19 protein-coding genes are annotated in these 21,925 nt (G+C 38.3%); 6 read left to right on the top strand and 13 right to left on the bottom strand.

Annotation, left to right across the window (positions count from 1 at the left end):
- The first annotated feature begins 237 nt into the window (after nucleotides 1-237).
- From N0B48_RS15045 to N0B48_RS15030, 4 genes are all read left to right on the top strand, one after another.
- Nucleotides 238-3,117: a carboxypeptidase-like regulatory domain-containing protein gene (locus tag N0B48_RS15045; RefSeq protein WP_259839578.1), complete on the top strand. Its 2,880-nt coding sequence runs from the start codon at nucleotides 238-240 to the stop codon at nucleotides 3,115-3,117.
- Nucleotides 3,118-3,137: 20 nt separating this feature from the next.
- The gene (locus N0B48_RS15040) at nucleotides 3,138-4,535 is read left to right on the top strand and encodes a M949_1556 family lipoprotein (RefSeq protein WP_259839577.1); all 1,398 of its coding nucleotides are present in this window, start codon (nucleotides 3,138-3,140) and stop codon (nucleotides 4,533-4,535) included.
- Between the two features lie 287 nt (nucleotides 4,536-4,822).
- Nucleotides 4,823-5,344: a hypothetical protein gene (locus tag N0B48_RS15035; protein ID WP_259839576.1), complete on the top strand. Its 522-nt coding sequence runs from the start codon at nucleotides 4,823-4,825 to the stop codon at nucleotides 5,342-5,344.
- A gap of 138 nt (nucleotides 5,345-5,482) precedes the next feature.
- Complete coding sequence (locus N0B48_RS15030) at nucleotides 5,483-5,779, top strand: hypothetical protein (RefSeq protein WP_259839575.1); 297 nt, start codon at nucleotides 5,483-5,485, stop codon at nucleotides 5,777-5,779.
- Nucleotides 5,780-5,865: 86 nt separating this feature from the next.
- Here N0B48_RS15030 and N0B48_RS15025 read toward each other — a convergent pair whose 3' ends face one another.
- From N0B48_RS15025 to N0B48_RS15005, 5 genes are all read right to left on the bottom strand, one after another.
- A complete protein-coding gene (locus tag N0B48_RS15025; protein ID WP_259839574.1) occupies nucleotides 5,866-6,336 on the bottom strand; it encodes a DUF6702 family protein in 471 nt (156 codons plus the stop codon).
- Nucleotides 6,337-6,394: 58 nt separating this feature from the next.
- Nucleotides 6,395-7,147 carry an LOG family protein gene (locus tag N0B48_RS15020; RefSeq protein ID WP_259839573.1) on the bottom strand — a complete coding sequence of 251 codons (753 nt, stop codon included), beginning with the start codon at nucleotides 7,145-7,147 and terminating at the stop codon, nucleotides 6,395-6,397.
- 7 nt (nucleotides 7,148-7,154) lie between these two features.
- Nucleotides 7,155-7,868: a nucleotidyltransferase family protein gene (locus N0B48_RS15015; protein ID WP_259839572.1), complete on the bottom strand. Its 714-nt coding sequence runs from the start codon at nucleotides 7,866-7,868 to the stop codon at nucleotides 7,155-7,157.
- A 76-nt stretch (nucleotides 7,869-7,944) separates the two neighbouring features.
- Nucleotides 7,945-8,361 carry a RapZ C-terminal domain-containing protein gene (locus tag N0B48_RS15010; RefSeq protein ID WP_259839571.1) on the bottom strand — a complete coding sequence of 139 codons (417 nt, stop codon included), beginning with the start codon at nucleotides 8,359-8,361 and terminating at the stop codon, nucleotides 7,945-7,947.
- Nucleotides 8,362-8,497: 136 nt separating this feature from the next.
- Nucleotides 8,498-9,517, bottom strand: coding sequence for an aminoglycoside phosphotransferase family protein (locus tag N0B48_RS15005; RefSeq protein ID WP_259839570.1), 1,020 nt, complete (start codon nucleotides 9,515-9,517; stop codon nucleotides 8,498-8,500).
- Nucleotides 9,518-9,796: 279 nt separating this feature from the next.
- Here N0B48_RS15005 and xrtF point away from each other — a divergent pair, with 279 nt between their 5' ends.
- Together xrtF and N0B48_RS14995 are read left to right on the top strand one after the other, a co-directional pair.
- Entirely contained in the window at nucleotides 9,797-10,327 is a 531-nt protein-coding gene (gene xrtF / locus N0B48_RS15000; protein ID WP_259839569.1) for an exosortase family protein XrtF, read from the top strand.
- On the top strand, nucleotides 10,314-10,751 hold the full coding sequence (locus N0B48_RS14995) for an exosortase F system-associated membrane protein (protein ID WP_259839568.1): 438 nt from the start codon (nucleotides 10,314-10,316) through the stop codon (nucleotides 10,749-10,751). Before xrtF ends, N0B48_RS14995 begins: the two co-directional genes overlap by 14 nt.
- Before the next feature lie 193 nt (nucleotides 10,752-10,944).
- On the opposite strand, the gene N0B48_RS14990 is transcribed toward N0B48_RS14995, so the two are convergent.
- The 8 genes from N0B48_RS14990 to N0B48_RS14955 all read right to left on the bottom strand — a co-directional run bounded on the left by N0B48_RS14990 (nucleotide 10,945) and on the right by N0B48_RS14955 (nucleotide 21,886).
- Nucleotides 10,945-11,946 carry a cation diffusion facilitator family transporter gene (locus N0B48_RS14990; protein ID WP_259839567.1) on the bottom strand — a complete coding sequence of 334 codons (1,002 nt, stop codon included), beginning with the start codon at nucleotides 11,944-11,946 and terminating at the stop codon, nucleotides 10,945-10,947.
- Nucleotides 11,947-11,999: 53 nt separating this feature from the next.
- A complete protein-coding gene (locus tag N0B48_RS14985; RefSeq protein WP_259839566.1) occupies nucleotides 12,000-12,992 on the bottom strand; it encodes an aspartate-semialdehyde dehydrogenase in 993 nt (330 codons plus the stop codon).
- Nucleotides 12,993-13,067: 75 nt separating this feature from the next.
- Entirely contained in the window at nucleotides 13,068-13,505 is a 438-nt protein-coding gene (locus N0B48_RS14980; RefSeq protein WP_034724008.1) for a hypothetical protein, read from the bottom strand.
- Between the two features lie 94 nt (nucleotides 13,506-13,599).
- Complete coding sequence (locus N0B48_RS14975) at nucleotides 13,600-16,188, bottom strand: TonB-dependent receptor (protein ID WP_259839565.1); 2,589 nt, start codon at nucleotides 16,186-16,188, stop codon at nucleotides 13,600-13,602.
- A 209-nt stretch (nucleotides 16,189-16,397) separates the two neighbouring features.
- Nucleotides 16,398-17,258, bottom strand: a complete 861-nt coding sequence (gene nadC, locus N0B48_RS14970) for a carboxylating nicotinate-nucleotide diphosphorylase (RefSeq protein WP_259839564.1) — start codon at nucleotides 17,256-17,258, stop codon at nucleotides 16,398-16,400.
- Nucleotides 17,259-17,269: 11 nt separating this feature from the next.
- On the bottom strand, nucleotides 17,270-18,841 hold the full coding sequence (nadB, locus tag N0B48_RS14965) for an L-aspartate oxidase (RefSeq protein WP_259839563.1): 1,572 nt from the start codon (nucleotides 18,839-18,841) through the stop codon (nucleotides 17,270-17,272).
- A 30-nt stretch (nucleotides 18,842-18,871) separates the two neighbouring features.
- Nucleotides 18,872-19,498 (bottom strand): NAD(P)H-dependent oxidoreductase, encoded by a 627-nt coding sequence (locus N0B48_RS14960; protein WP_223608663.1) that lies wholly within the window; start codon nucleotides 19,496-19,498, stop codon nucleotides 18,872-18,874.
- Nucleotides 19,499-19,627: 129 nt separating this feature from the next.
- Nucleotides 19,628-21,886 (bottom strand): FIDD domain-containing protein, encoded by a 2,259-nt coding sequence (locus tag N0B48_RS14955; protein ID WP_259839562.1) that lies wholly within the window; start codon nucleotides 21,884-21,886, stop codon nucleotides 19,628-19,630.
- Between the last annotated feature and the right edge of the window lie 39 nt (nucleotides 21,887-21,925).

Raw genomic sequence — 21,925 nt, 5'->3', positions numbered from 1 at the left:
TATTAAAATTATTTAAACGACAAATTTACCTTTTTTTAATTCACCTCATTTTAAATATTTGTAAATTTAAAACAATATAAAATAATTCTCTTACATAATGAATCATAAAAGGTTGCAATGTTAAGAAAAAATAATGTTAAAAAAGTTGGAAATTCCAAATTTTGACTAAATTTGTGCCCCCAACTTTTAAACTGTTGAAAACTAAGAAGAAAAGTATTAAAAAAAATAAATATACTCATGATTAAAAAACTATCATTAGTCTCTTTATTTACTTTACTTCCTGCTTCATTCTATTTTTCGCAGACCACTGTGTTTGCGTATCTTAAGGATGCCGAAGGAAAGCCTATTGAAAGGGCAGAAGTAGATCTTAAAGGGAGTGAGAATGATGTAACGGCTGATAAAATTGGATATTTCCAGTTTGTAGACCTGCAGCCGGGCCATTATCAAATTATGATTACGAAACCAAACTTCGAAACCAAAATGATGGAGTTTGACGTAGCCGATGAGAAAAAAAAGGATCTGGGGATAATTACCCTGTATTCTAATCTTACAAGCGCAGATCAAGGTTTAGCTATTATAGACAGTGATGATGATGACAGCAACAGCAGTGGACAAGCTTCTACAGTAGGTTTGCTACAATCATCAATGGATGTATTCAGTAGAATTGCGGCGTTTGATTTAGGATTTTACTGGTTCCGCCCAAGAGGTATCGATGGAAGAACAGGGGAGTCTATGCTGAACGGTGTTTCCATGGTAAAATCTGATAATGGTAATGTTGACTTCAGTAACTGGGGTGGGCTAAACGAGATCACGAGATATCCGGAAATCGCGTCTAACCATTCTCCGTCTGAATATGCTTTTGGTGGAAACAGCTCTGTTGTTTACAAAAACACAAAAGCAAGTGAGTATAGAAAAGGATTTCAGTTTACACAATCCTTAACGAACAGAAACTACAGAAACAGAACATCTTTACGATATACCTCAGGAATGAGCAAAAAAGGATGGGCATTTACTGCAATGGGAGCCAGAAGATGGGCAGAAGAAGGAATTCAGGAAGGAACTTTCTATGATGCTTACGGTGCTTACCTTGGTGTAGAGAAGAAATTCAGCGACAGCCACACGATTACATTCAACGCGATCGGTGCGCCTTACAGAAGATCTACATCCAGTCCAAATACTCAGGAAGTCTATGATTACAGAGGTGTACATTACAACTCTTACTGGGGATGGCAGGATGGAGAAAAGAGAAGCGAAAGAGTTCGAAGAGGATTCCAGCCGCTTTTCCAGATCCAGGATTTCTGGAAAATCAATAAGAAATCAAGCCTTTGGACTACTGCATCTTACCAGTTTGGAAAAGATAAAGGTTCGCGTTTAGACTGGAACGGGGTGACCAATCCTTCTCCTACTTATTACAGAAACTTGCCAAGTTATTATCATAACAGTATTGTTTATAATACAACCAATGGGACAGGGCAGGTTGATCCCTCACAGTACGGAACTCTTATTGATGCTTACAATACAAGTTTGGCAGCTTGGCAGAACGGAGATCCTAATGTTACTCAGCTCAACTGGGGACAGATCTATGCCAACAACCAAAAGGTGGATGCTGCAGACCAGGCTGAAATGGCCCGTTTGTACGGAATATCCGGAAAGCGTTCTAAAGTATATCTGGTAGATGACGTAAGTGATGATAAGATCTTCAACGCAGGTACACATTACACGTACAACTTTAACGACCGTACGAAGTTTATCATGAACGTTTCTTATCAGAACTATAAATCTGAGCTTTACCGTGAAATGAAGGATCTTTTAGGAGGTGATTACGCTATTGGTGTAGATCCATTTAAAGAATCTGCAAAACCGGGTTCTTCAGGATTGTATAATACTTTAGACTCCAACGTCCAGCTGAGAGAAGGAGACCGTATGACTTACAATTATATCTTGAGAAGACAGGAGGCGAAAGTAAATCCGGGACTGAAATTCTCTACCGGTAATTTTGATGTATTTGTTTCTGCTATGGCAGGATATTCTTCTTCAAACAGAGACGGTCTTTTCAAGCATTATTTATATGACAACTCATACGGGAAAAGCAAAGATTACAATTTCTGGAACTTTGGTCTGAAAGGGCAGGTTGTTTACCGTATCAACGGACGTAACTTCTTGGTGTATAACGGAGCGATGTACAATCAGGCGCCATTCCTGGAAGATTTGTTCATCAATCCTAGAATCAATGCACTTGTTAATCCTAATATCAGAAGTACCGTATATACAGCCAATGATTTAAGTTATGTGATCAATACCCCTTTCCTTAAATTAAGAGCATCGGGATATATTGTAGATACTCAGAATGAAACGAATGTACAGAGATTCTTTGCAGATGGAATTCAGCTGAGCAGCACAAATCCGGACGGATCTGTTTCTCAGGTACAAAGTGCATTCGTTACTCAGGTAATGTCCAATCTGGAGAAAAGAAATATGGGAGTTGAGCTAGGGGTTGACCTGAAAGTTCTACCAACTTTATCTTTACAGGGTCTTGCCAGTTTAGGGGAGTATACATATAGAAACAATCCGGAAGTTTATCTGGTTTCTGATGCCTCTGGAAGTAGTGTGACTTCTTTCGGAAAAGCATATCTGAAAGATTATAAGCAGGGAGGTACTCCTCAGCGTGCTTTCTCTTTAGGTTTCCGTTACAACAACCCGAAATACTGGTGGGTAGGAGCTAACTGGAACTATTTTGATAACAATTATCTGGATCCGGCTCCGGCTTTAAGAACGAATAACTTTATTCAGAACCCTTATTCAAGCACTCCTTACCTTGGTCTTACCAATGGTGATGTACGTGATATGCTGAAGCCTGTACAACTTCCTTCTGCATTTTTCTTAAATGCGAATGCAGGGAAATCATTCATGATCGGAAAGTATTACATATTATTAACGGCTTCTGTAAATAATATTTTAAATAACAAAAGATTCATTACAGGAGGTTTCGAGCAGACCAGAGAAACGAAAGCTAATGATTTTGCGCAGGACTACTATGGTGGAGCACCTTCTTTCGGTCCGAAATACTGGTATACTCAGGGACGTTCGTACTTTGTTAACTTACAATTCAGATTCTAATAAAAAATAAAAAAATAACAATGAATAATTTCACTAACTTTTTCAAAACGACATTCGTAGCAGTAGGTGTACTGTCTGCAGTGTCTTCTTGTGTAAAGAATGATGATTGGGAAAATCCCCCGATCGTTTGTTCAAATAAATTCGAAGCACCGAACATTTCAATGGCAGATTTTTCGGCTCAGGCTCCTGCTACAGGATACAAATTAATCACTACAGATCAGATCTTCGACGGGTATATCGTTTCTTCTGATGCTCAGGGAAATTTCTACAAAACCATCTCTTTCCAGGATAAAACGGTGAACCCTACAGTAGGTCTTCAGATCGAGATAGATAAAGGAAGTAACTTTGCTGATTTTCCAGTAGGTGCACACATCAGAATTAATGCTAAAGGATTACGTTTAGGTCTTGACAGAGGTTCTATTAAACTGGGTTCTGAAGATCCGAACTTTGCCATCGGAAGAATTCCTCAGGCACTTGTAGGAAGATATATGTCAGGCGTATGCTCAGGAAACGGTTTGGATATCCAGACTCTTATTCCTACAAAGCTTAATTCATTGAATGATGCAAAACAGGCTAATTTAATCAATACTTTGGTTACCGTATCTGATGTACAGTTCGGTATTGGTGAGATCTTCCCGGTTCAGAAAAAATATCTTGATTATGATGCTGGAAACCAAGGCTTGGATACAGACAGAAATATTGAAGATAAATTAGGAGGTACTGCAGTAATCAGAAACTCTGGATTCTTCAAGAGTGGAGGAGAACTTGTACCAAAAGGAAGCGGAACTGTTACTTTTGTAGTAAGCAGATACAATAGCACATGGCAGATGCTGATCAGAAGCTTATCTGACATTAATTTCGGAGGACCAAGAGTAGATTCAACCCCACCGAAAGGAGGAACTGAAATTGCTTACTCAGGATCTTTCCTTGAAAATTTTGAAAGTTATTCACTGACGCCTGCTAACCTGGAAATATATCCTAAGTATGTAAATGATGCTGTACTAGGAAACAGATACTGGCAGTTAAAAACTTTCAGCAGCAATAAGTATATCCAATTGGGAGCTAATTCCGGTTCTGGAAACTACTTGACTTATTTTGCCGTACCGGTTGACTTTACAGCAGCCAATACCGTGAAATTTGATGTTAACGTTGGATTCTGGAATGGGAATGCTTTAAAAGTATATTACACCACCAATTATACTCCGCTTGGAGATATTACAACGGCCACTAAAACAGATATTACATCTGCGTTTACAATTCCACAGGCTCCTGCAGTTAATTATGGTACTTTAGCTCCTGCGGGAACTTATACGTTACCTGCCGGATTAACAGGTAACGGATTTATCCTGTTTGAATACACGGGAGCATCAACAGGTGTTACCACTACTCTTCAATTAGATAATATTCAGATTCAATAATCGAAATCTGATATTTTAAATACAGGCCGTCTTTTAGGAGACGGCCTTTTTTATGTAATAATTATTTTAACTTTGTTTTAAACATAAAACCATGCAGGAAGGTAAAATAGTATTGGGAGCGATCGCGGCAGGATTGGTCGCTTATTGTATCCAAAGCATATCATATATGATGAAACCTGGTCTTTGGTCAATATTCCTTTTCAATATGATAAGGGCGATATAGAGTATGATCTGAAGAGAGCCTATGAAGAACTTTAGAATAATCTGAAAAACTTAAATGATAAACCATGAATGCAAAAGAATTTATCAACAGAGTGGTTTTAATCACATTAAAAAATAAAGCATCCTTTGAAGGGATATTGATTGACGTGTCCGATGAATGGTGCTATTTAAAGTATATTCCTGTGGATTATGTAGTCGATGGTTATGTTCTGATAAGCCAGAGATATATTGTAACTATTGAAACAGCTGATGATGATGGATTTAAAGAAAATATATTGAGGCTAAAAAGGATGATTTCTAAAAAAAGTACAGTATTAAATATTGATCATCATGTGGAATTATTATCAGACTTACAGGATAAAATCGGAATTATTAAAATTGAACTGAAAGATCATAATAAAGCGTATATAGGGGAAATTAATCTGGTTAGAGAGCATTCATTCAAAGTTCATTTATTCAGTCCCAATGCAACCTGGCTGCAAGTAGAAAGTTTTTTGTTCAAAGAAGTACGGGCTATTTACTTTGACGAGGATTACATTAACTCTTTAAGATTAATATTACCTCCGGTCATGGCCGATTCAAAGTAAATTTCTACACTGTCTTTTTTAGAATGAGTATATTGGAATATATAAAAGTTAAACTCATCCTGTATGAACGAAATAACTAAAACCTTGACCTGTTTGTTTGTGTTTATGATGCTTTTTTCATGAGAAAAAAACGAGTGTTTGAAATACAGTCAGATACTTTCCAAAGAAGAATGTAACATTATTGTAGATCTGGAACCTGCTAATTCGGTCTGGTTTGAGATTAAAGGACATGATCCTATAACGCAAGAGCCTAAAGTTTGCAAAACACACAACCGATGGTGGAATTTATATGCCGATGAAATAGAGCTTGGAGATACGGTTGTAAAGAAGAGAGGGGAATTAACGTTTAATATTCATAAGAAAGATACAGTGATAATGCATAAATGGGAAAAATGTAATGACATAGATTCTACTCTCAAGAAAGGATCTGAATAGCTATTATTTGGTAAAACAAAAGAGGAAAGGACACAAAAAAACCACCGCATCTGCAGTGGTTTATTATTTTTTTAAATTATTCCGATTTAGAAAGCAACCTCATTCACTTCTTTTCCTCTCTGGAAGTTCATTACCTTCTGGCTTCCTTTGTAAGAAACACTCACAATGTTGAACTGCTTAGGAAAAGAACTTAAAAGGATTGTATTTTTAATCTTCATGGTACTGATGTCCGACACGCCGCCGGTTTCAAAATATACCCATACTGTTTCTCCGCTTACCTGACTTCCGGTGAAGGTTATAGTTTTCGGAGAGCCATTGACATACACATCAAAATTATTGTTCACATATTTTTTTACTTCTGCTTCAAATCCGGCTGTATTGGGATTGATTTTAATAGCTTCGGAAATATGGTTGGTATTCATTTTTGTGGTAAACTTCAATGTTTTGCTTCCATCTATATAATCAACTTTAGTCATTGAAGAGAAAAAGTCTACATACATAAAACTCATTAACATAAAAAACGTTAAAATTCCTGATATATATAAAAGTTTTTTCATCTTAATTAATAGATTTACAATCATACTTGCTAATTATAGGTCACAAATAATATGCCAATTAAAAATTTACATTCACAGAATACTTATCGTAAAATGCCTTGATGTGGGCCACCGCTTCATCAGCCGTGTCTACCACTCTGTATAAGTCCAGATCATCTTCTGCGATCATCCCTTCTTTTAAAAGGGTTGCCTTGAACCATTCCAGAAGTCCTCCCCAGAATTCACTTCCTACAAGAACAATCGGAAATTTACCGATTTTATTGGTCTGGATTAGCGTCATCGCTTCCGTAAGTTCGTCTAATGTACCGAAACCTCCAGGCATTACGACAAAACCTTGAGAATATTTTACAAACATTACTTTTCGTACAAAAAAGTAATCGAAGTTCATCGAATAAGATTTGTTGATGTAGGGATTAAAATGCTGTTCAAATGGGAGATCAATATTAAGTCCGATAGATCTTCCCTGCGCATTAAAAGCCCCTTTATTTCCCGCTTCCATGATCCCCGGGCCACCTCCGGTAATGATTCCGAAGCCCAGTTTAGTGATCTTTTCAGCAATTTCCACTGCCATTGCGTAATATTTACTTTCAGGCTTTAGTCTTGCAGATCCAAATATAGAAACGCATGGTCCGATTTTGGCCAATTTTTCATAACCATCTACAAATTCAGCCATCACTTTGAAAACCATCCAGCTGTCTTTGGTAATGGTTTCGTCCCAGGTTTTCTGTCTGAGACTGTTGTGAAGCTTTGTTTCATTACTATCTAGGGCCGGATTGACTAAACTTTCATCCCTGGTTCCATCCATTTCCATTTACAAACTATTTAAAATGTTTTTCGGCTTCTATTACAGATTCGGGTCTTCCCACATCGATCAGAATGCTGTCGTGCACAAATCCGTGGATATGCTCGGTCTGCATCAGATCCAGATATTCCTCCATAACAGAAAACTTGCCGGTTCTCTTTATTTTTTCAAAGATAGTGGGGTTGATACAGTGAACGCCGCTGAAAGCAAGAGCCTTAAAGCCTTTGTTGAATTCCGCAAGCCTTTGTTCTCCCGACTGTACATTCAGCCAGCCTCTCAAAACCATATCGTCGTTGAAAAGTAATTTTCGCGAACTATCTCTGTCTGAAACCGCTAAAGTAGCAAAATCTTTTATCTTTTTGTGGTATTCCACCAGAGCATTGATATTGATATTCGTTAAAATATCAGCGTTCATGATCAGAAAATCTTCCCCGTGATCGAGGAATTTTCTAGCAAAAATCAAGCCGCCACCGGTTTCCAGCAGTTCATTGGTCTCATCTGAGATTTCAATGTTGCATCCGAAATTACTGTTTTTATTTAAAAATTCAACAATCTGGTTTCCAAAATGATGGATATTGATCACAAAATCTTTTATTCCGAAGCCTTTAAGATATTTGATATTTCTTTCCAAAAGAGGAATGCCGTTTACTTTGGCCAGTGCTTTCGGATGATGATCCGTAAAGGGTTTGAGCCTTGTGCCTTTTCCGGCAGCGAAAATTAAAGCTTTCATATAGTATAAGTAATGAGTGATACGTAATGAGTAATTTCAGGGGTTGATGAACAAGTAAAATATTACCGATTGCTCATTACCCATTACTCACGTTCAGTTGGTGCTGTTCGTCATGGTGAAGACTTATTTCTATTCCTTCAGGATATTTTTCTTTGATGAATTCAGCAATTTTGATGGCCGAATACACAGATCTGTGCTGTCCGCCGGTGCATCCGAAACTGATCTGAAGGTCTTCAAAACCTCTTTCAAGATAGTTGTCGATATTGATGGAGACGATAGATTTTACCAGTTTCAGGAACTTAGGCATCTCGGTTTTGGTTTCAAGATATTCCTGAACGCCGATGTCATTTCCTGTCTGGATTTTATATTCTTCAATTCTTCCCGGATTTAAAATCCCTCTGCAGTCGAAAGTAAAACCTCCGCCGTTTCCTGAATTATCCTTGGGAATTCCTCCTTTTTTGTACGAAAAACTGTGTATGTCGATGTGTAGCATTGTTGTTTATTTTATTTGAACCATTAAGGTCTGTTGAGTTTTTATATTGGTTACAAGCCTTCGACTCCGCTCAGGCTGACATTCCTAATACTATTTGGTTATCTATATTTTAAATTTGCAGAAGATCAAAGAAATCTTAATGGTTTAAAATAGCATTAATTTTTGATTCTGTTTCTTCTGAATTCAGCTGTTCTATCACTTTTTTGAGCTCCGGATAATTGTTCATCAGTTCCCATGATGATGCAAACTGCGTGATGTTTTGAATTCCTTTTTCCAGACTTGCTATAAAATGCTGCTTCCTTTGGATAAGCCCTCTGAAGCCGTAAGCTCCGAGTACCTGCAGAAATCTCATCATTTGGATTGGTTTTACCGAATTTTTTAGTTGATTTTTAACTTCTTCATTGTCAAACTGTCCGATGTAATAATCAAGCATTTCGTTTTTGAAATCTTCCGGGAAGTCAGCCTTAGCCTGAAAAAGAAAAGAGATCACATCATACATTAATGGCCCTTTCATAGCAGACTGATAATCGATGAACGAAACTTTACTTTCTTCATTCACCATAATGTTTCTGGCTTGAAAATCGCGGATCATTATTCCTGTAGGTTCAAGACTTTCAATAAGCGCAGCGATCTGTTTAAATTCCTTCAGCAAAGCTGATTTACGGTATTCCAGTTCCAGGACATCCGCCACAAAGTTTTTAAAATAGTACAGATCATGAATCACAGGAAGCTCATCATAACTTTCATATTCAAAAGTTTTCGAGAAATCAATTTTTCCCTGCGTCCGGATCTGAAGCTGGAAAAGGTTTTCTAAGGTCTGTTTTACCAAACCCTTTACATGAGGAGAAAGTCCTTCTTTCGTAATAATCTCAGAAAGAGTCTGTCCTCCCAGAAATTCCTGTACATACATTTTCCTGTCATCAGAGACTGCAAAAATCTGTGGAGTATTGAGGTTTAGTTCAGAAAAGATTTTGGAATAATACAGGAAACTATCATTTTCCGGAATATTTTCATTGCTGGTAACAATGTATTTTCTGTTGCCGGATCTCGCCAAGAAATTCACTCTCGCAGAACCGCTTTGAGCCAGTGTAACAAACTCAGAAGATGGTTCGCCGAGGTAGTTTTCAAAAAATCGTTTTGCGTTTTCGGAAATCATAATATAGAAACAAATATACTAATTTAATGGGAGTTTGGTGTTTGTAGAGTTTGAGAGTTTTAGGGTTTGAGAGTTGTGGGGTTCGGGTTCGGAGTGTTATGGGGTTTGAGGGTATTAGAGTTTGAGTGTTTGAGTGTTTTTGAAAATAAAGTTCTAGAGTAATAACTGGGATCTCGCATCCCGGAACCCGCATCTAAATAACCCTTATCTGATGTCTGGTATCTGAAATCTGATGTCTTAAATTAGCTTACATTTCAGTCTAATTTTTATCTTTGTACTATGCTAAAGGATTTTAAACCAGTTTTAAACATTTTGCTGAGGTTCATCATCATTTATCTGGTGTTGCTGTTTGCCTACCAGTTTTATCTGAATGCTGGTAAAGCAGGCGGACTGGATCCTTTTTCAAGAATGATCGCGGACCAGGTGGCATCTATTCAGAAAGCTTCAGGATATCCCACATTGCTTTATGATGACGTGAAAAACGAGCAGGTTTGGTTTTATGTAAAGAAAAATTACATAACCAGAATGGTGGAAGGGTGTAACGCCATTTCAGTGATGATCTTGTTTATCGCATTCGTATTTGCGTTCTATAAAGGGTCCAAAACTTTTGTATTTGCCCTTGCCGGACTTGTTCTGCTGTATATTATGAATCTTCTCCGAATCGTGGGACTGAATGTTGTGATGTCAGATTATAAAGAATATGGAAAGATGTTTCATGACTTTATTTTTCCGGCGGTTATTTATGGAACGGTGGTGGTTCTTTGGTTGGTGTGGATTAAATTCTTTGCATTAAAAAATGAAAATTCTTAACTGGCTTCTCGTCATAGCAGGAATCTGCGGTCTGATCAGCGTGCGTGTGTTTGAGGACAAAATTTTCTATGATCCTTTTCTGGAGTATTTTCATGAAGCCAATAAAAATATTGCGTTTCCACAGTTTGAGTGGGCAAAATTAATAGCAGGCCATGTTTTCAGGTTTATTCTCAATCTTGCTTTGTCCTGTCTGATTATTCATTGTCTTTTTAAAAATAAACAGTGGACGGTGCAGGGCGTATTGCTGATCACCATTATCTTTGTTATTACTTTTCCGATCTATCTTTACTGTATCTACGATCGGTTTGATGTGGGCTATCTTTTTTCTTTTTATATGAGAAGGTTTGTGATTCAGCCATTAGCGCTGCTTTTGATTGTTCCGATGTTTTATTACAGGAAACAGTTGGAAAAGAACAAGCAATAAGCGGATAAACTCATTAACTTACAAGTTGCCTCAAAATTTTGGAATATTGGGGAAGGTCAATGGTGAATTTTGCTTCGCAAGTGAATGGTTAATAATAAAGTAGAAGTAAGAATCAAGATAATCAGGATACTTCATTAGCTTAATTACTAGCAACCAGTAACTAACTAACAAGCAACTGACAACACTTTGAACCCTAATCTACCGTATGTTTATCCACACTCGTTACATTTTCCGGAGCCCATTGTACTCTTTTTACAAAGTCTTTTTCGCGGACAGGGCAGTCTTTGATTTGACAGACAGAACATGAAACGGTTTTACAATCATCCATATGGAAGTTGAATTCTACGCTTCTTTTGGTGTTTTTAGCTAAAAGGATAATCATTTTTTCCATTTCGTTGTGCGCTTCCCGAAGGCTATAATACCAGGGCAACGTAATATGGGCATCAATATGCAGATTGGCACCGAATTGCTGAATTTTCATATTGTGAACATCGATCCATTCTATTCTTCTGTTGTCTTCCAGTACCTTGATAATCTGATTCAGAAGGTCAGGATCCTGCTCATCCATAATTCCGCTTAACGACTTTCTGACGATCTTATATCCGACATAAATGATGTAAAAACCAAAAACAAGGGCTACTACGGAATCCAGCCAATAGATTTTTGTAAAGTAAACGACAACTAAACTGATCACCACCCCTAATGTTGTGATGGTATCGGACTGAAGGTGCTTTCCGGATGAAACCAGAACCAGCGAGTTTTCAGCTTTACCTTTTTTAATGGAAATATAGCCTAAAAGATAATTGACAATCGCTGTTGCAGCGATGATCCAGATTCCCAGATCCAGTTTTGCTAAAGTTTTTCCCACAACTAAGCTGTTGATGCCTTCATAGATGATCATGATGCCCGCAATGGCGATTAAAGCACCTTCGATGCCGGATGTTACGAATTCTACTTTTCCGTGGCCGTACGGATGGTCTTCGTCCTTTGGTTTTGCGGCGAGATGAAGAGAGTAAAGTCCCATAAATGCACTGATGACATTCACGACACTTTCCATGGCATCAGAAAACACGGCATCGGAATTGGTGAGCTTCCATGCGATGATTTTTCCAATAAATAAGATGACTCCGAAAACAGCGATAATTTTCTGGAATCCTATTTTGTCTTTGTGGGTAATGGTCTTTTTATTTTCCATAGTTTGATAAAAAAAAGAATCTCAATTCTGAGACTCTTTTTTATTTTGTTAGTTTAAACTAAGTTGTTGGCTGCTAAGTATTCTGCAATCTGTACAGCGTTCGTTGCGGCTCCTTTTCGCAGATTGTCTGCTACGATCCAGAGATTCAGCGTTTTGGGCTGCGAGAGATCCCGTCTTATCCTGCCGACGAATACATCGTCTTTCCCTTCGGAGTAGAGTGGCATTGGATATTCGTTGTTTTTCACGTTATCCATTACAACTACACCTGGTGTTTCAGATAAGATCTTTCTTACTTCGTCAAGGTCAAACTCGTTTTCAAATTCAATATTTACACTTTCTGAGTGACCTCCCTGAACAGGAACTCTCACTGCAGTTGCGGTAAGGTTGAATGTGTCGTCACCTAAAATTTTCTTAGGCTCTTTCATTAGTTTGATTTCTTCTTTAGTGTAATCATCATCACTGAATGCATCACAGTGAGGAAGAGCATTTTTAAAGATCTGATAAGGATATACTTTGGCAACGCTATCGTCTCCGTTTATTTCAGCATTAAGCTGATCCACAGCATCTTTCCCTGTTCCTGTTACAGACTGGTACGTAGAAACAACCACTCTTTTCAGATCATATTTTTTATTCAATGGACCTAATACCATCACCAACTGAATGGTCGAACAGTTCGGATTGGCAATGATCTTATCTTCTTTAGTCAATACATTAGCATTGATTTCCGGAACCACCAGTTTTTTGGTAGGATCCATTCTCCATGCAGAAGAATTGTCAATGACTGTTGTACCGGCTTCTGCAAACAGAGGGGCAAATTCAAGAGAAGTGTCTCCTCCGGCTGAGAAAATAGCGATATCAGGTTTGGCAGCTATAGCGTCTTTCATGCTTACAATCGTAAATTCCTCCTGTTTATACTTCACCTTCTTTCCTACAGATCTTTCGGATGCTACCGGAATTAATTCTGTTACAGGGAAGTTTCTCTCCTCCAAAACTTTAAGCATAACTTGTCCAACCATTCCTGTTGAACCGACTACAGCTACTTTCATTGATTTAATTAAAAATTTAAGGTTAAACTATTACCAAGTGATAAACACATCATTGATCACTCAGTATTTTATTTTTTAAGCCCCAAAGACTCTTGTCCAAGGGAACGCGAATGCAAATAAACCTACCGCAATAAGACCCATGATCACGATTCCTAAAGAAATAGTGTCATTAGATTTTACTTTTTTATTGATGATCGTCATCAATACCGCTGCGATCAGCATAGAAAATGGATGTTCTACAAATGTCTGTCTGCTGTAAGCATCTTTCATTAATGTTCCGGCTGCTATTGCTGCTTTAAAGCCCGGAGATGTGAACAATAAACATACGCCCAGTAAAAACTGAACATGGAAGAAAATCATCGTGAAGAGTGTGATCTTCTTTAAAAACTTGTTCACTTTACCACTGAAGCCAAACATAGTAGCTAAAAGGGCAATAATAAATAATGAGGCCAAAAGAAGTTCAAGATACCCGAATCCTTTGTGTGCATTAAGCAAAATCTTGTAAAAATCCATATTCAATTTTTTCTATTTTTCTAAGTACAAATATAACAAAAATCCCGGCTAAAAGCCGGGATAGATATTTATAAAATCTAATATAATGATCTTATTAGAAGTTGAATGACAATGTTGCTGCCCATGTAGTTCCGAATCCGAAGTAAGCACGGTTCGCTGTTGCAACTCCGTTGTACATTCTTCCTGCTTCTTCATATGTCTTTCCTTTGTCTGGATCGTTTGTTGCTGTAATTTTATCAGTTCCAAATATACTTGTAGCAGAGTCAGAGATGTAAATCTTATCAAATAAGTTATAAACGTTAGCTCCGATAGTAAAGTACTGAGCTTCATTTTTCAATCTGATTTTGTAAGAGAATCCTACGTCAAATAGATTGAAATCAGGTAACTGTAATACACCTCTGTCTTGTGCAGCAATATTAGTGAATGATCCTACATCAACAGTTGAATATAGTTTACCAACATATCTCCATGTTCCGAAAATGTTTAGATCTTTTACTGGTTTTACAGTAAGACCCAATGATGCCGTCATTTGAGGAATACTGTTGTTGCTCGATCCTCCAACTTTCACTTTGTCAAGATATAGTTCGCTACCTCCGGAACCAGCTAAGGTAAGTGGGTTGTTGTTGTCATCAAATGCCGCTACAGAAGCATTTCCTTTGTAATAATAATCTCCCCAAGAGAACATCCCCTGAATTTCTAAGAAATTGAAAGGTTTGTACACTCCGTCGAATTCTACACCCTGGTGGACTTCTGTAATACCGTTTATCTCTGCATAACCTGTAGTTGTTGTATTATCAGGTAGTGTAAATGTTTGGCTGGTTTTTCTTAACCATCTGTCTTTCCACTGAGTTCTGTAAACGTTAACATTAGCGTTGAATTTCGCAGATCTGAATCCATATCCAACTTCTGCAGATGAAATTTTTTCGTTAGTTAAAGTTGGGTTTACAAGTTGTTGATTACTTGGGTAAACTGTATTAAGGAAAGGTTGTTTGCTATAATAACCTAAATTAGCAAAAACATTGTGGTTTTCATTGATGTTATAGTTAGCTCCCCCCTTAACGTTATATCCAAAAAGGTTTTTGAATCCTGTCTTGGTGTTTACGGTCTGTCCTTTTAAAGTACTTCCATCAACTACATAATTATCAATTCTCTGATAACCCTGATTAGATACGGAACCTTGTAAAAATGCAGATAATTTATCTTTAGTATACTCTACTTGAGCGAATCCACTGTACCAAAGAACTTCTCCGTCATTGCTGTATCCAACTTGGTCTTGAGCTGGAGCTAATTTTCCTCCGAATGGATTCCATGAAAGGTTTTTATAATCATAAAGGGTATTTACGATTCTTGGAGTTGCAATATTTTTGTTTGCATTGTCTTTGTATCCTGCAGCACCATATAAATCAGTAAGTACCTGATAGTGGTATCCATAGTAATATCTGTCATCTGTACCTACAGAGACGTTCCAGTTGTCATTGATTTTATGTTGGAAGTTAGCCAAGATACCATACCAGTTGTGAGAATTGATATTTGATCTACGAACAATAGTACTTCCTGCACCTGCTGTATTTAAATTCACGGCGGCATTGGCTGCAAAAATTGCATCATAATTGAAATGACCTTCAGTGTCGAGGAAACTTGCATCAGTGATTGACTTAGTGCCAATTTTACCAAGTTCGCCAGTTCCACCACCTCTACCATTTGACATATATAAAACTGTACTTAGTTTGGACTTTTCATTCATTGTCCAGTCCCAGTTTAGCATCATTACCGGTTTTGAGTAGTAATTAGATCTGTTAGCTAAAGGTACTCTATTTCCCGAAGCGTCAGTATAATATCCAAAATCAGAGTTATATTTTCTGTAAGGATCTCCATCGTGGTCAGGATTATATTTGATGTAATTTTGAATCGTAGGAGCAAAAGTTCTTTGATCGTGCCATTGAGGAGCAGAAGTTATTGTAAACTGTAAGTTATGTTTTTTATTTATTTCATAACCTACTGCCAAAAAGTATGCATAAGATTCGTAATCTGTATTTTCAATATAAGTACCTCCTGCCTGTCTACTCATTAAGAATGATGCAGAAACACCGTTATCAGATTTTCCTGTATTGTAAGCAAAAGATGTTTTTAAATAACCGTCGTTACCAACTCCTAATCTTATAGCCCCTCCTTTTTTCATGTCAGCTGAACGTGTAAGGAAGTTTACTGTACCTCCTACAGATGCAATTGCTAACTTAGAAGAACCAAGACCTCTTTGAACCTGTAGTGTGCTTGTTACGTCAGCTAATCCAGTCCAGTTTGAAAAATAAACAGCACCTCCTTCCATATCGTTAACAGGCATACCATTTACCATCACTGCAATGTTTCTTGTTTCGAAACCTCTGATTGTAAGACCTCCATCACCGAAACCACCTCCAGATTTTGTAGCATATACAGATGGTGTAGTGTTTAAGATCTCAGGTAATTCCTGATTTCCTAATCTTTCTACAAGCTGTGCTGCTTTGATGGTAGATGCAGCCACTGGTGTTTTTCTATCTTTAGCGATATCAGTAACACCTCTTAGAATTACCTCATCAATGTCTTTCGACTTCGTTACAGTGTCTTGAACCTGCTGAGCGTAATAAACACTAGCTGTAGATAAAGTGATAGCTACAGTCAGTATCGATTTGTTGATTAATTTCATAATCGTTAGTAATAGTTAGATTTAATTTTCTGCAAAATTCGCGAAATAAAATTTAACTAATATTAACTGTATGTTAATTTTTACTGAATCTTAATAAGAATTAAAATGCTGATTATCAATATTCTAAATAAAAATTGAATTTTAGCATGAAAAAAATCATATTATTGAGTTTTTAACAAATGGGGGCTGTTTTTATTAAAAATACAAAGCTATTTCACAGCTTTGAGACTCAAATCTATATTTTCAGCAGAGTGTGTAAGAGCCCCTGCAGAGATATAAGTAACGCCTGTAGAAGCTATTTCTTTTAACATTTCACGGGTAATTCCACCTGAAGCTTCAGACTCACAAGAGCCGTTGATCATCTCTACTGCCTGCTTCATCACCGGGACGGTCATATTGTCGAGCATGATTCTATCTACTTTTGCTTTGATGGCTTCCTTCACTTCTTCCAGATTTCTGGTCTCAACCTCAATCTTTAACTTTTTCTTGGTATTTTTAACATAATCCTTTGCCATTTTTACGGCATTCGTAATGCTCCCGTTATAATCGATGTGATTGTCTTTCAGCATGATCATGTCATATAAACCGTATCTGTGGTTGGTTCCACCGCCAATAGCCACTGCCCATTTTTCACAAACTCTGAAATTCGGGGTTGTTTTTCTGGTGTCCAGAAGTTTTGTTTTGGTCCCTACCAGTCTGGAATCCCAGTCGTGGGTAAGGGTAGCGATTCCGCTCATTCTTTGCATACAGTTCAGGATAAGTCTTTCCGTGGAAAGAATGGATCTTGCGCTTCCGGTTACGATCATTGCGACGTCTCCTACTTTGGCTGTTTCTCCATCTTTAATGAAAATTTCCACTTTTAAATTCTTATCAAACGTTTTAAAAATAATTTCCGCCAGCTCAACACCTGCTAAAATACAATCCTGTTTTACCAGAAGTTTAGCACTCTGCGCCAGATCTTTCGGAATGGTGGAAAGGGTAGAATGGTCGCCATCCTGGATGTCTTCCTCTAAAGCATTTTTAATAAATGTTTTTAATGCTTTATCTGTTACGTAGCTTGGTCTTTTCATTATTGATGTTTTTAGACTAGGTCTTTATTATAAAATGCTCCCTTATTTTCCGTCATCTCCATAGATTGGGTAATGATGAGGTGAGCAACGGTGGTCAGGTTTCTTAATTCAGATAATTGTGGTGACAGAATAGAGTAGTGGTAAATCTCATCAACAGCGGCAGCTATTTCCTGGTGTTTTTGAAGGGCCATATTCAGACGTCTGTTGCTTCTTACAATACCTACCAGATCACTCATCATTTCTTGAAGCTGTTTTCTGAGGTAACTCACGATTACCATTTCATCCATAATCTTCATACCTTCTTCATTCCATTCCGGAACAGCTTTCAGATCGTCGAAATTGAAATTATTTTCTTTAAGTAAATCAACCGTTTTAATAGCGGCATTGTGTCCGAAAACCAAACCTTCCAGTAAAGAATTGGAAGCAAGTCTGTTTGCACCATGAAGTCCTGAGTTGGTACATTCACCTACTGCAAAAAGATTTCTGATGGAAGACTGTCCGTCTCTGTCTACTTCGATACCGCCCATCAGATAATGGCAGGCTGGTACTACAGGTATTAATTGAGTAAAAGGATCGATTCCTTCTTCTCTGCATTTTTTATAAATATTCGGGAAATGTTCCAGGAATCTTTCGTGATCCATATCGCGACAGTCGAGTCCGGCATATTCGTCTCCGGAAATTTTCATCTCGTTGTCGATGGCTCTGGCTACAATATCTCTTGAGGCCAATTCTTCACGCTCATCATATTTGTGCATGAATTTCTCCCCTTTCTTGGTTCTTAATTTGGCACCGTCTCCTCTTACTGCTTCAGAAATAAGGAAAAGCATTCCGTTAATCTTACTGTATAGAGCTGTCGGATGAAACTGGTAGTACTGCATATTCGAAACCTTACCTCTGGCGCGGGCTACGAACGCAATTCCGTCTCCGGTCGCAATGGTAGGATTGGTGGTGTTCTTATAAACGTGTCCTGCTCCTCCGGTAGCTGCCAGTGTTATTTTCGAAGTAATTTTTTTAATGGTCTTTGATTTTTCATCAAGGATGTAGGCACCGTAGCAATTAATATCGCCTTGATTTACTTCTTTTCCCGGAACGTGGTGTTGGGTAATGATGTCAATAACGTAATGGTGATCGAGGATTTCAATATTCGGGCTGTTTTTGGCTGTTTCCAGTAAAGCTCTTTCGATCTCGAATCCTGTAATATCTTTATGGTGAACAATTCTGTTTTCAGTATGACCACCTTCTCTTCCTAAAGCGAATTCCCCGTTTTTCATGTCGAAATTGGCACCCCATTCTACGATCTCGTTGAATCTTGCGGGAGCTTCTCTTACGACCATTTCTACAACGTCGCGTTTGTTTTCTCCGTCTCCGGCTCGCATGGTGTCATCGATATGTTTCTGGAAGTTGTCATTTTTAAAATCGGTGACCACGGCCAGTCCGCCCTGTGCATATTTAGTATTGCTTTCGTCTTCGTCAGATTTTGTTACGATGATGATCTTGGCATCAGGAAACTGTTCAGAAACTTTAATGGCATAGGAAAGTCCCGAGATGCCGGAACCAATTACTAATACATCCGCTTTTATCATATGCTTGCTTTAGGTACAATCGTTTAAATATTAAATAAATTTAAACAATTTTTCGTTTGGTTTTCTTACTTTTTTCATGTGCTGGAAATGATCTTCCTCAGAACGGTAACCTAAAGCGAGGGTGACGGTTACTTTTTCTGTCTCCGGATTGATGTTGAGAATCTCCTCTATCATATCCTGGCGGAAGCCTTCCATAGGACATGAGTCTATATTTTCAATCGCGGCGGCATACATCAGATTCGCCAGTACGATATAAGACTGCTTTTCTGCCCAGTTGAAAATTTCATCCTGTGTTTTTTGAATAATATGTTGGTTAATGCTTTTTCTGAACAGATCAAGTTTTTCAATAGGCGTTTCTCTTACCTCAGAAATATGGTTGAAATAGCCATGAATATAGCTTTCTTCAATGGTTTTCTTTGAAATGATGACAATGAGATGAGAGCAGGTGGAGATCTGCGATGGATTATAGAAAGCCGGAATTAATTTCTGTTTCATTTCCTCACTTTCCACTACCAGTACCTTGTAGGGTTGAAGCCCAAGCGAACTGGCAGACAGCTTTCCTGACTCAAGAATGTTGTACAATGTGTCTTGAGGAATGATCTCGTGATTAAATTTTTTCACAGAATATCTTCTGCTTAAAGCTTCCAAATAATTCATAGGACAAATTTAAGAATTGAATATGAATAAAGAGACTTTAAAATGAAATATCTCCCGTTTGAAAAAACAAAAAAGAATCACGCCAAATTTGACGTGATCCCCGGGTATTTAAAAATAATCAATTTCTATTTATTCTCTGTTTTTTACCATAATCCAACCTGAGAATTTGATTGGGGTGTTCTTGCTGTTGTTTTCGTTCCATGTGATAGAATACCAGTAGTTTCCGGTAGGAACTTTCTTGCTTCCGTTGGTGGTTCCGTCCCAGGTGTATCTGTTGGACTTGTCCGCCTGGAACATTTTGTATCCGTATCTGTCGAAGATTCCGATTTCCAGATTTTTTTTGTTGGCCAGTGCTGAATAATCAATAGCATCATTCACACCGTCTCCGTTTGGAGTAATCACGTTGATCAGATTTGGAACCGTAATGTCAATTTCGATAGGCTCGCAATCGTAGCTGTCCTTAACATAGATCTTGGCTTCTCCTCTGGCTACATTAGTGAAGATATTGGAATCCTGCCAGTTCACATTATCCATTGAATACTTGTAGAGGGGAGTTCCACCATTCACAAAAACAGTGACTGTGCTTCCGGAAATATCAAGGCTGGTTACTACCGGCTGTTCCGAAGCATATACTTTTACCGGTTGTAATATGGTACAATCTCCGGTTTTTAATTTTACCCAGTAGGTTCCAACCCCTACATTCGTAATGGCCTGTGTAGTTGCACCTGTACTCCAGATATATCCACTGAATCCAGGTCCTGCATCCAATGTGGTTTTATCCTCAATACAAATGATTTTATCCTTTAACACTGCCGACAGTGTCGGGGCTATAACAGTAAGGGTAACTTTTGCAATTCCATAACAACCCTGTGCGTTGAATACTTTTACATAAATCACTCCGGATGGGGCAGTGTAGGTGGCGAAATTTAGAATTTCATTGGTTCCGCTTACAGCATCGGCCAGAGATGGATAATATTTTTTAGTTGCTGTTCCGGCGGTTACTGGAGCATTGGCCAGATTGAATATTCCAAGTGAAGGATTAGTATCAAGGAAACATGTCCTTAGGAAAGCATCGGTAACAACTACAACCGGGTTTAAGGCCAGAGTGACTTTTGCAGTACTGACGCACCCTTGAGGAGTGGTTACTTTTGCAAATAATACTGCAGCTCCTGATGCATAAGCAGTAGGATTAGGAATCTGATTGATTCCTGCATTCAGATCAAACATTGTATTGTAGAACTGCATAGTGCAGCCGGGAACTCCTGTAAGAGCGGCTGTTGTAAGATCAAATGTGGCAGTACCTGCATTATTGTTGTTACAGCCCGTGAGTGTGGCATCCGTAGCGGCAAATGGCGTTGGATTTAACTGTATGACACCATCTCCGTTGTCACAGAGTGTAGAGCTTGGATCCTTAATGACGACCTTAATCGTTGTAGCGCCTGTGTATGGGAAGTTGGTGGGGTTTGTAATCGGTGTTGAACTTCCTAAAACATAGTAAGTGAATACGTAGTTTGCCGGATTATTAACAAATTGTGCGTTGAAAGAAGTCAGATCCACAGAACCTGCACCTGTTGCCGGATTGGTACACACAAAAGGAGTAACGGTAGCGTTCAGGATAGGAACTTTATCTACAAAAACTTTTACATTCTTGATCGAATGTCTGGCGCTGGCACCTCCTGTAGCCGCAGAAAAACCGAAATATCCCTGTGACATTCCTATTGCTCCTCCGGATGGGGCAAACGACTGATCAACGATAAGAACACCATCAAGTTTAATTTTAATGATCCAGTTGGTCGGGTTGGTAAGGTCTGTCTCCCCGTTTACTTCTACGTGTTTGTATACCGGTCCTACGAACGGCTGGGTGGTGATAAGGTCCGGAGAATGAAATGTGCTGTTTGGAGTTGTGTTGTATTCAATATTACTTCCGGCAGAATCATTAGTTCCATACAGTAAATGTATTTTACTCATCTGTCCTTCTGTGGAATTGTTGAAAATATCAAATCCTACCATCAGTCCTGATGCGTTTGCCGGAATTCCAAGTCCGCCTCCGGATACGAATCCTGTTGGAGGATTCACGAGATACCAGAATGTAAATCCATCACCGCGCCCGAACTGTGTGGTTCCGTTTCCATCGATCCTGAAGTCGAATTCTACCTTCCATTTGTCACAATAGCTTAATGTGATGGGAGTAGCCAGCTTTACAGCACCAAACAAGCTGGTATTATCTGTGGTAAGACGGATGAAATCGTTTTCAACAACTGCGTTGGAGACAAGGTCCCAGCCCGTAGTGTTGACAGGGTTTCCAGTCAGCTGATACGTCTGGGAAAACAGCTGTCCTGAAAAACCTAATAGAATGGTTAAATAGTAAATGAGTAGTTTTCTTTTCATGAAGCGATTGGTTTAAGGTTATTGCTATAAATATATTTA

Source organism: Chryseobacterium herbae (genome assembly GCF_025154075.1).
Lineage (GTDB): Bacteria > Bacteroidota > Bacteroidia > Flavobacteriales > Weeksellaceae > Chryseobacterium > Chryseobacterium herbae.
This window is presented reverse-complemented; position numbering and strand designations above follow the sequence as displayed.

Coding starts and splice junctions, on each gene's coding strand:
- N0B48_RS15045 (WP_259839578.1), top strand. CDS start 238: ATGATTAAAAAACTATCATTAGTCTCTTTATTTACTTTACTTCCTGCT.
- N0B48_RS15040 (WP_259839577.1), top strand. CDS start 3,138: ATGAATAATTTCACTAACTTTTTCAAAACGACATTCGTAGCAGTAGGT.
- N0B48_RS15035 (WP_259839576.1), top strand. CDS start 4,823: ATGAATGCAAAAGAATTTATCAACAGAGTGGTTTTAATCACATTAAAA.
- N0B48_RS15025 (WP_259839574.1), bottom strand. CDS start 6,336: ATGAAAAAACTTTTATATATATCAGGAATTTTAACGTTTTTTATGTTA.
- N0B48_RS15020 (WP_259839573.1), bottom strand. CDS start 7,147: ATGGAAATGGATGGAACCAGGGATGAAAGTTTAGTCAATCCGGCCCTA.
- N0B48_RS15015 (WP_259839572.1), bottom strand. CDS start 7,868: ATGAAAGCTTTAATTTTCGCTGCCGGAAAAGGCACAAGGCTCAAACCC.
- N0B48_RS15010 (WP_259839571.1), bottom strand. CDS start 8,361: ATGCTACACATCGACATACACAGTTTTTCGTACAAAAAAGGAGGAATT.
- N0B48_RS15005 (WP_259839570.1), bottom strand. CDS start 9,517: ATGATTTCCGAAAACGCAAAACGATTTTTTGAAAACTACCTCGGCGAA.
- xrtF (WP_259839569.1), top strand. CDS start 9,797: ATGCTAAAGGATTTTAAACCAGTTTTAAACATTTTGCTGAGGTTCATC.
- N0B48_RS14995 (WP_259839568.1), top strand. CDS start 10,314: ATGAAAATTCTTAACTGGCTTCTCGTCATAGCAGGAATCTGCGGTCTG.
- N0B48_RS14990 (WP_259839567.1), bottom strand. CDS start 11,946: ATGGAAAATAAAAAGACCATTACCCACAAAGACAAAATAGGATTCCAG.
- N0B48_RS14985 (WP_259839566.1), bottom strand. CDS start 12,992: ATGAAAGTAGCTGTAGTCGGTTCAACAGGAATGGTTGGACAAGTTATG.
- N0B48_RS14980 (WP_034724008.1), bottom strand. CDS start 13,505: ATGGATTTTTACAAGATTTTGCTTAATGCACACAAAGGATTCGGGTAT.
- N0B48_RS14975 (WP_259839565.1), bottom strand. CDS start 16,188: ATGAAATTAATCAACAAATCGATACTGACTGTAGCTATCACTTTATCT.
- nadC (WP_259839564.1), bottom strand. CDS start 17,258: ATGAAAAGACCAAGCTACGTAACAGATAAAGCATTAAAAACATTTATT.
- nadB (WP_259839563.1), bottom strand. CDS start 18,841: ATGATAAAAGCGGATGTATTAGTAATTGGTTCCGGCATCTCGGGACTT.
- N0B48_RS14960 (WP_223608663.1), bottom strand. CDS start 19,498: ATGAATTATTTGGAAGCTTTAAGCAGAAGATATTCTGTGAAAAAATTT.
- N0B48_RS14955 (WP_259839562.1), bottom strand. CDS start 21,886: ATGAAAAGAAAACTACTCATTTACTATTTAACCATTCTATTAGGTTTT.